Annotated in this window: 8 protein-coding genes; all 8 read right to left on the bottom strand. The window is 32.2% G+C overall.

Annotation, left to right across the window (positions count from 1 at the left end; translation table 11 throughout):
- Positions 1–285 precede the first annotated feature (285 nt).
- Positions 286–510 carry a hypothetical protein gene (locus Q0E86_RS10825; RefSeq protein ID WP_295757096.1) on the bottom strand — a complete coding sequence of 75 codons (225 nt, stop codon included), beginning with the start codon at positions 508–510 and terminating at the stop codon, positions 286–288.
- The gene (locus Q0E86_RS10820; protein ID WP_295757094.1) at positions 507–1,760 is read right to left on the bottom strand and encodes an RNA-binding domain-containing protein; all 1,254 of its coding nucleotides are present in this window, start codon (positions 1,758–1,760) and stop codon (positions 507–509) included. Before Q0E86_RS10820 ends, Q0E86_RS10825 begins: the two co-directional genes overlap by 4 nt.
- Positions 1,761–1,995: 235 nt before the next feature.
- Entirely contained in the window at positions 1,996–2,796 is an 801-nt protein-coding gene (locus Q0E86_RS10815; protein ID WP_295757092.1) for a Cof-type HAD-IIB family hydrolase, read from the bottom strand.
- 15 nt (positions 2,797–2,811) lie between these two features.
- On the bottom strand, positions 2,812–4,452 hold the full coding sequence (treC, locus tag Q0E86_RS10810; RefSeq protein ID WP_295757090.1) for an alpha,alpha-phosphotrehalase: 1,641 nt from the start codon (positions 4,450–4,452) through the stop codon (positions 2,812–2,814).
- Positions 4,453–4,463: 11 nt separating this feature from the next.
- Positions 4,464–6,350, bottom strand: a complete 1,887-nt coding sequence (treP, locus tag Q0E86_RS10805) for a PTS system trehalose-specific EIIBC component (protein ID WP_295757088.1) — start codon at positions 6,348–6,350, stop codon at positions 4,464–4,466.
- A 92-nt stretch (positions 6,351–6,442) separates the two neighbouring features.
- Positions 6,443–7,165: a trehalose operon repressor gene (treR, locus tag Q0E86_RS10800; RefSeq protein WP_295757086.1), complete on the bottom strand. Its 723-nt coding sequence runs from the start codon at positions 7,163–7,165 to the stop codon at positions 6,443–6,445.
- 428 nt (positions 7,166–7,593) lie between these two features.
- Positions 7,594–7,911 (bottom strand): type II toxin-antitoxin system RelE/ParE family toxin, encoded by a 318-nt coding sequence (locus Q0E86_RS10795; RefSeq protein ID WP_295757085.1) that lies wholly within the window; start codon positions 7,909–7,911, stop codon positions 7,594–7,596.
- Between the two features lies 1 nt (position 7,912).
- Positions 7,913–8,149: type II toxin-antitoxin system Phd/YefM family antitoxin (locus Q0E86_RS10790; RefSeq protein ID WP_295757083.1), on the bottom strand; the 237-nt coding region annotated here is incomplete at its 5' end.

Raw genomic sequence — 8,149 nt, 5'->3', positions numbered from 1 at the left:
GAAGGATCTGCCGAGAACTCAAGCAGATTTCTTTTTTTAATTCAGAGGGTTCACCGTTACTACATCCAGTAGCCAATTCCTATTATAAATGTCCAATGTGAAAACATCGTGAATTCCACTAAATTTGTTACGATTGCACCTATTTAGTCTAATTCAACCTATTTTCATCAAATTAGATACGATTTAACGCTCTAAAAGAAGATAAAATCATCCTTTTACACAATATTAGTACAATCACAACTAATTTTAAAAAGCAGTTTGCCTAAAATAGACCAACTGCCATATTTATTGTTTTTGTGATGCTACACTAGCTCTAATTTCATTCATTTCCGGTTGAATGGCTTCATATTCTTTCTTGAACTCTTCATCCTGTAATTGTTGTACAAGCATATCATCAAATGTTTTCATTTTCCGTACATTACTAAATATTTCTTCATGTGAAAGACGATCTTCTGTCATCCTTGCCTGCTCATCTGCTTCATCTAGTTTTATTTCTATCGATTTATTCATTTTATTCTATATTTAGTTCCTTTCCCTTTACCTTCAATAGTGATCACACCTTTTTGTTCCATATCCTTTAATAACTTTGTTGTTTTGGATTTACCAAATGATATATATGGTGCAATTTCACTCATTGATTTTAACATATATTTACTCAAAAGTTTATATACTACTTTTTCATCTTCCGTTAAATTCGTACTCTCTTCATACACAGGAAGAACAATTTGAATCGCATTTTCTGATACTTCAAAACTTGGTTTTACAGATGCTTCAGAATAGATTTGTTTGATTCTTGTAATACCTGTTCCAAATATTTCTACGAAGCCCAATCTGTAAAATACATTTGCAAGATTTCTGTTTCTTAAAACCGAAAGTTTACCCGATAAATATTCATCTTCTATGATTCCAGATGTTAATCCGCCTGGAGATACAACTTCTATTTTATCATCATGCATTGATACTCTAATTTGTGAATCCACATCCCATACTCTATGAATTAAAGCGTTCGCAATAGCTTCTCTAAATGCTGCTTCAGGTACCTTTTCAACCATCTTTCGATTTGCTCCTTGAATTACTTCATATTGATAATAATCTCTAAATACATTAAGCGCCTTTTCATATATATCTAAGATAGATGTATTTTCAAAAGTAATTCTCTTTTGTATAATGCTGATATTTTCTCCAAATTTCACAATATCAATTCCAGAAAAATGATTTTTATCCGCTAAAAGACCAGCTGCATTATTAAAACCATTCACGTCATCATATAGATTTAATGTCTTTAAAGTATCTTTATTAAAAGTTTCAATCTGAATTTTCTCTTTTAACTTATGCTGCAAAATTTCAAAAGACAACTCTTGATCTTTACATGGCAATTCTTCAAATCGAATGTTTTTTCCTTCTAAGACAAGTCTTGAAAACTCTAATGTATCTACTTCTATAGTTGATGTATCATTTCGCTTATACGCTTTTGATTTATACAAATACGGCTTCTGAAGACCACTCTTTACACTTAATTTTATCGTTTGATTATTATTTTGGATTTCTAGAGTATAGTTTGGCTGAGGCGAAATACTATCATTGATTTTATTTTCAATATCTAAACAAGCTTGTTTAATATCAGACAAACCTTTTATATTTCCATCATTATCCACACCAAAAAGAATCTCTCCACCATCATAATTCGAAAAAGCACTCACTGTTTTTAAAAAAGTATTCGTAATTGTTTCTTTAAATTCTAATATTCTTGTTTCTCGCATAAAGACTCCCTTCCACTCTTATTAATTATATTATATGTATAATCGCACATAAAAACTATCGTATTTTTTTGTGACCGATTTTATGCGTGATTTCATTCTTATTTTTTTCTTTTTGACCGCTTTTTGGCTGAAATCAATACATAATTAATTGTTAGATAATTTCATAAAAGTGATGCATATACAGGAAAAGAGCTGAACTTTATAAGTAATTAAACTCACTTATTCGTAACAGCTCCTAAAACAATTGATCTAAGACTTTTAATACACCATCTTCCTCATTGGATAAGCATATATATTTTGCAGCTTTCTTTGCTTCATCACTCGCATTTTCTACGGCATAACTATGTTCACAATATTGTAACATTTCTATATCATTCCCATTATCTCCAAACGCTACACATTTACTAGGATCTATATTGTAGCGTTCCATTATCCTCTTTAATCCAGTTGCCTTGTTTGATCCTGGCATAATTAAATCGATTGATCCATGTCCACTTGTAGTAGGTTCAATTTCTCCATCTAATTCTGATTTAAACAAATCATAATATTCGTATGTTTTTTCAACTGGAACTGTAGGTGCAAACTTTAAAATTTGATCATTTACTTCCTTAAAATCTTCTACCCACTTTAAATGATGATAATAGATTTTTGTCAAATCAAAGAAGGCTTGGCTCACCTTCCCTCTTTCACAATAGGCACTCTCTTTTCCACATAGGACATTTAGTATTTCTGGATACTTTCTACATACATCAATCACTTTGTGTACTGTATTTTCCGGCATATCTACTGCATAAACTAAATTCCCTTTATCCACAACATAAGCTCCATTTTCTGCCACAAAACAAATTTCATCCTTACAGTAATCAAATATATCTTTTAATTGATAATACTGATTGCCACTTGCCACTACAAATAAACAATTCTTTTGTTTCATTCGTTTAAATATATTTTTAAATCTATCCACATCATAAGAATAATCATTCCTAACAAAAGTACCATCAATATCTACGGCAACTAATTTAATATCCCTTTTCATTTTTAATATCCCTTTTCATTTTGATTTTTTATATAAAACTAAAGACTCATAAGGACGAAGCGTATGATTTGTATTTAAACTATCCGCATAATTAGAAAGAAGAATTTCATATCCATTTAGATTCATATCAAATATACATTCTTTGCCATAAAAGTTACTTAATACAAGTAATTCTTCATTATTTAATACTCGTTTATAGGCAAAAATCGCATCATCCGTTTCAAATAATGGAACATAGTTTCCTTCTTGAATAATGGCATATTCTTTTCTTAAAGAAATCAATTTTTTATAGTGGTAAAATACCGAATTCGTATCATTCAATGCATTTTTAACATTGATATCCTTATAATTATCAATGACTGAAATCCATGGCTTACCATGTGTAAAACCTGCATTTTCACTATCATCCCACTGCATTGGCGTACGTGCATTATCACGTGATTTTTCTTGTAGAACCTTTAATATATACTCCTCATCTTTACCTTTCTCTTTTAAGATGTTGTAGGCATTGATACTTTCTACATCACGATATTTTTCAATACAATCAAAATAATGATTTGTCATTCCAATTTCTTCACCCTGATAAATATATGGAGTTCCACGCATCATATGTAGTGTTGTCGCAAGCATTTTTGCAGACTCTTTTGGATAGTTCTTGTCATCTCCAAATCTTGATAAACTTCTAGGCTGATCATGACAATTCCAAAACAATGCATTCCATCCGTTCCCTTTTTGCATTTCAACTTGCCAATCATTCATTAATTGTTTTAATTTTTTGAAATCAAATGGCATAGAAGTCCATTTTTCTTTATTAACATAATCCACTTTTAGATGGTGGAAACTAAAGACCATATCCAACTCATGATTGTCTGGATTGGTATATCCTATACAGTTTTCTACACTTGTTGAAGACATTTCTCCAACAGTTATACAATTCTCAACGTTCCCAAATGTCTTTGTATTCAACTCATTTAAATATAGATGAACTCTTGGTTGATCACAATAGAATTGTTTCCCTACGCCTTGTGGACAATCTTCAAACTTTTGTTTATCAATATTATTAATGACATCAAATCGAAATCCACGAATGCCTTTCTTGATCCAGAAATTTAAGATTTGAATAAACTCATTGCGAACCTCTTCATTCGTCCAATCCATATCGGCTTGTTTCTCATCATACAAATGTAAATAATACTCATCAAATTCAGGCACATATTTCCATGCTGGGCCACCAAACTTTGAACACCAATTTGTAGGAAGCTTTCCATCTTTTCCTTTTTTAAAGAAATAGTATTTCTTATACTTCTCATTTCCCTTTAATGCTTCCTTAAACCATTTGTGTTCTGTAGACGAATGGTTAAACACCATATCAAACATCAAATAAATATTTCTTTTACTAGCTTCATCAATTAAAGCTTCTAAGTCTTCCATTGTTCCAAACGTTGGATCAATGGCACAATAATCAGAAACATCATACCCATTATCGGCTTGTGGAGATGGAAAAATCGGATTTAACCAAATATAATCTATTCCCAATTCTTTTAAATAATCCAATTTAGAAATAATACCCTTTAAATCTCCAATCCCATCATTGTTCGTATCCATAAAAGATCTAGGATATATCTGATATACTACTTTATCTTTAAAATTTTCCAAACGCTTACTCCTTATGCGATTGCGACCACGTCTTGACCCGTTTTAATATTTCCTTGTACATTCAAAGAAACAGCTTGTCCATTTGGAAAGACTACAGGTGAAACTAATGATTTTCCTTCAGATTTAATATAATCCAAATCCACTTCAACTAATACATCACCAGCACTTACATAGTCTCCTTGTTTAACTTTTAGTGAGAAACCTTTTCCATTCAATTCTACAGTATCCATACCAATATGAATCAACACTTCTAATCCATCCGCTCTTTTCATTCCAATCGCATGTCCAGTCGGAAACGCAACTGTGACTTCTCCCGAAAATGGAGCTCTAACTGTACCTGAAGTTAATTCCACCGCAAATCCATTTCCCATGATTCCTTGTGAAAATACTTTATCTTTAACTTCACTTAATTCCATAACTTTTCCTTCTACAGGAGATACAAATTCTAATATTTCATTCTTATTTTGTTTTCCATATAAATCTACATCGGTTAATTTCTTCTTTCCCATTACATAAGTTAATACAAACGGAATGACAATTGCGATGACCATGGCGATTGCGAATTGAATCATGTATTGTGGAAAAATTGATAGGATGCCAGGCAATCCACCTACACCAATAGAAACGGCTGTAACACCTGTACTTACAGAGAACATGGCGGCAAATGCAGAGCCAATCATGGCACAAATGAATGGGAAGCCATATTTAATATTTACACCAAACATTGCAGGTTCTGTAACTCCTAAATAACAAGAAATGCATGCTGGAATCGATAATTGTTGCGCCTTTTCATTCTTCTTTTGAAGAACAATCATAGCTAATACCGCAGAACCTTGGGCAATATTAGAAAGTGCAATCATTGGCCATAAGTTCGTCCCACCAAATGAAGAAATTAATTGTGTATCAATTGCGTTTGTCATGTGGTGCAATCCTGTAATAACAAGTGGTGCATATGCAAAACCAAATACAGCCGCAAACAACCATTTTACAGAAGAATTCAAACCTGCCCATACAATATTTGAAATCCAGTCACCTACAACCCATCCGATAGGTCCTAATACAGTGTGTGCCAATGTTACAGCTAACAATAATGAGAAGAATGGAACTGTAATCATTGAAATATAGCTTGGTGAAATCTTTCTAAAGAATTTTTCTAAATAAACAAGCGCAAAACCCGCAAGCATAGCCGGAATGACTTGTGCTTGATATCCAATCATTTTTACAGTCGCAAAACCAAAATCCCATACTGGAATATCAGCTGGTGCTGTACTTGCGACGGCATACGCATTTAATAATTGTGGCGACACCAATGTGATACCTAGAATAATACCCAGAATTTGTGTTGTACCCATTTTCTTAGTAATTGACCAAACAATTCCTACAGGCAAGAAATGAAAGACAGCTTCTCCAATCAACCATAAGAATGAATCTACTCCCGCCCAGAATTGAGATACTTCACATAGTGTTTTTGTACCATTTTCTACAATAGCCATAGAGTCAATGACATTTCTAAAGCCTAGAATCAAACCACCAACAATCAAAGCTGGAATAATTGGAGCAAAAATCTCTCCCATAGCCGACATTATTTTTTGAATGACATTTTGTTGAGACTTCGCATTCTGCTTCACCTCTTCTTTACTGACACCTTCAATACCAGAAATCTTAGTAAATTCATTGTAGTATTCTTGTACTTCATTTCCGATAATCACCTGAAATTGTCCAGATTGCGTAAAGGTTCCTTTTGTACTTGGAAGATCCTCGATTTTATTTACATCTGCCTTTGATGGATCAACGAGTACAAAGCGCATGCGAGTAACACAATGTGATACTGCTTGAATGTTTTCTTTTCCGCCAACAAGTTTTAATAACTCTGTAGCATCCTTAGTAAATTTTCCCATGTTTTTTTCTCCTTGAATTTTAACACGTGACTTGTACGTACATGTGTCAACATGTGCGTACAACTATTTTAAAAAAAGATGCAGCCCATCGACTACATCTTCTGTGTTTTATCACGTCTTGCAAAATCTACAAATCTAAATTTATCCGGTCTATGTTTTGATACTGTATATTGAAATAATGTTGCATCTTCTAAATAAGTCCAAGAACGAACACATACAAGTAGTCCACAATCTTTCATATCCAACAATTCCTTTTCTTCATCCGTTGCAGGAATTACAGTAATTTCTTTTCTTGCGAAACTAATTGTTAATCCAAGCTCATTTTCAATGTACTCATACAAAGAGTTCTGTGCATGCTTAATTTCTAAACCTTTAATAATATCTGAACGCAAATAATCCGTATCCAAAATAATTTTCTCTCCATCGATTGTTCTTATACGAACCGTTTTATATACATCTCCACCAGTCATATTTAATAAAGACTGTATTTCTTCATTGGCGGGAATCAAATTAAATTCATGCACAAAAGTCGTTGATTTACTGACTAAATGACTATCTTGTAATTCCTTATAACTCGTAATGCCGGATACAGGAAAATTAATTGTAGATAAATCTAAAACCAATGACCCCTTCCCTTTTTCTTTATGAATATATCCATTGGAAGCAAGAAGATTTAATGCCTTACGAATCGTATCTCGCGATGTATTAAATTCCTTCATCAAATCCATTTCACTAGGCAGATATGTATTTGCCTTAATCTCTTTATTAACGATCCTAGATCTCAATCGATTGTATATTTCTTGATATTTTGCCATCTATAATTACCTTTCGTTTTTTATATTGTAACATGTACGGATAGGCCATGCTATAAAAATTGTTGATGAAGCTATCCAAAAGGTGCATTTAAGGTGCACAAATCCTCTTAATTTTATTCATTTTCCTTTATATAAAGCACTTTATGAAAATTAGAATATGTTCCCATGACAAATAAAAAGCACTTTCTTCATAATCTAAAAACCTCACTTTTATATAATTTATCATATTAAAGTTGAAAACTCCATCTAGCAAAAACATCATTTGCATAAACATTCCTTTATCGGTATAATACAAATACAGAAAGACTACTAGATACAGTGGTCACTCTGAATTAATTTAGTAAAAAGACACTAATAATTCGTTGTGGGAACGGGAACTAGTGTCTTTTACATTTTCTACATATATTTTTAATTCTTTAATAAGCAATTTACAACCCTTGAATAATGTTCAAGTAGTCCTGACGTTGATCTACGACCGCATAAATAATGATTTCTTTTTTATCCTCGTTGATTTTGTAAAATATCAAGTCTTTTTCTAGTATCAACACCTTATAGCCTTGTCGTTTTAAAACCGGATATCTAGGTGCGATTCCTAAATATGGATTATCTTCCAACAGATAAATATTCTTTTCTAAATCATTTAACTTTTTTAAAGCAATATCTTCACCAAAATTTCTTGCGATGAACATTACAATTTTTCGAATACAAACATCTGCAGTATCAGTACGCACAATAGTATATTTCATTTTATTTCCCTTTTAACATAGCTCTTAAATCATGAAAAGTGTCTTGAATAGGTGATACTCTTCCATTCGCAACATCTTCATCTGCTTCTGCAAGCAATTCCAATAATTCAATTCTTGACTTCATACTTTTGTATTCATCATAAGATAAAGAAACCGTATCGCCACGTCCATTTACTGTAATAATTACAGCTTCATTTTCTTCCCGACATTGTTTTGAAATTTCATTATAGTGATTTCT

Origin of the sequence: uncultured Holdemanella sp. (assembly GCF_934754935.1) — a bacterium.
In the GTDB taxonomy this organism is placed as follows: domain Bacteria; phylum Bacillota_I; class Bacilli_A; order Erysipelotrichales; family Erysipelotrichaceae; genus Holdemanella.
Note: the sequence above shows the minus strand (reverse complement) of the source record. Positions and strands in the feature narration are given on the sequence as shown.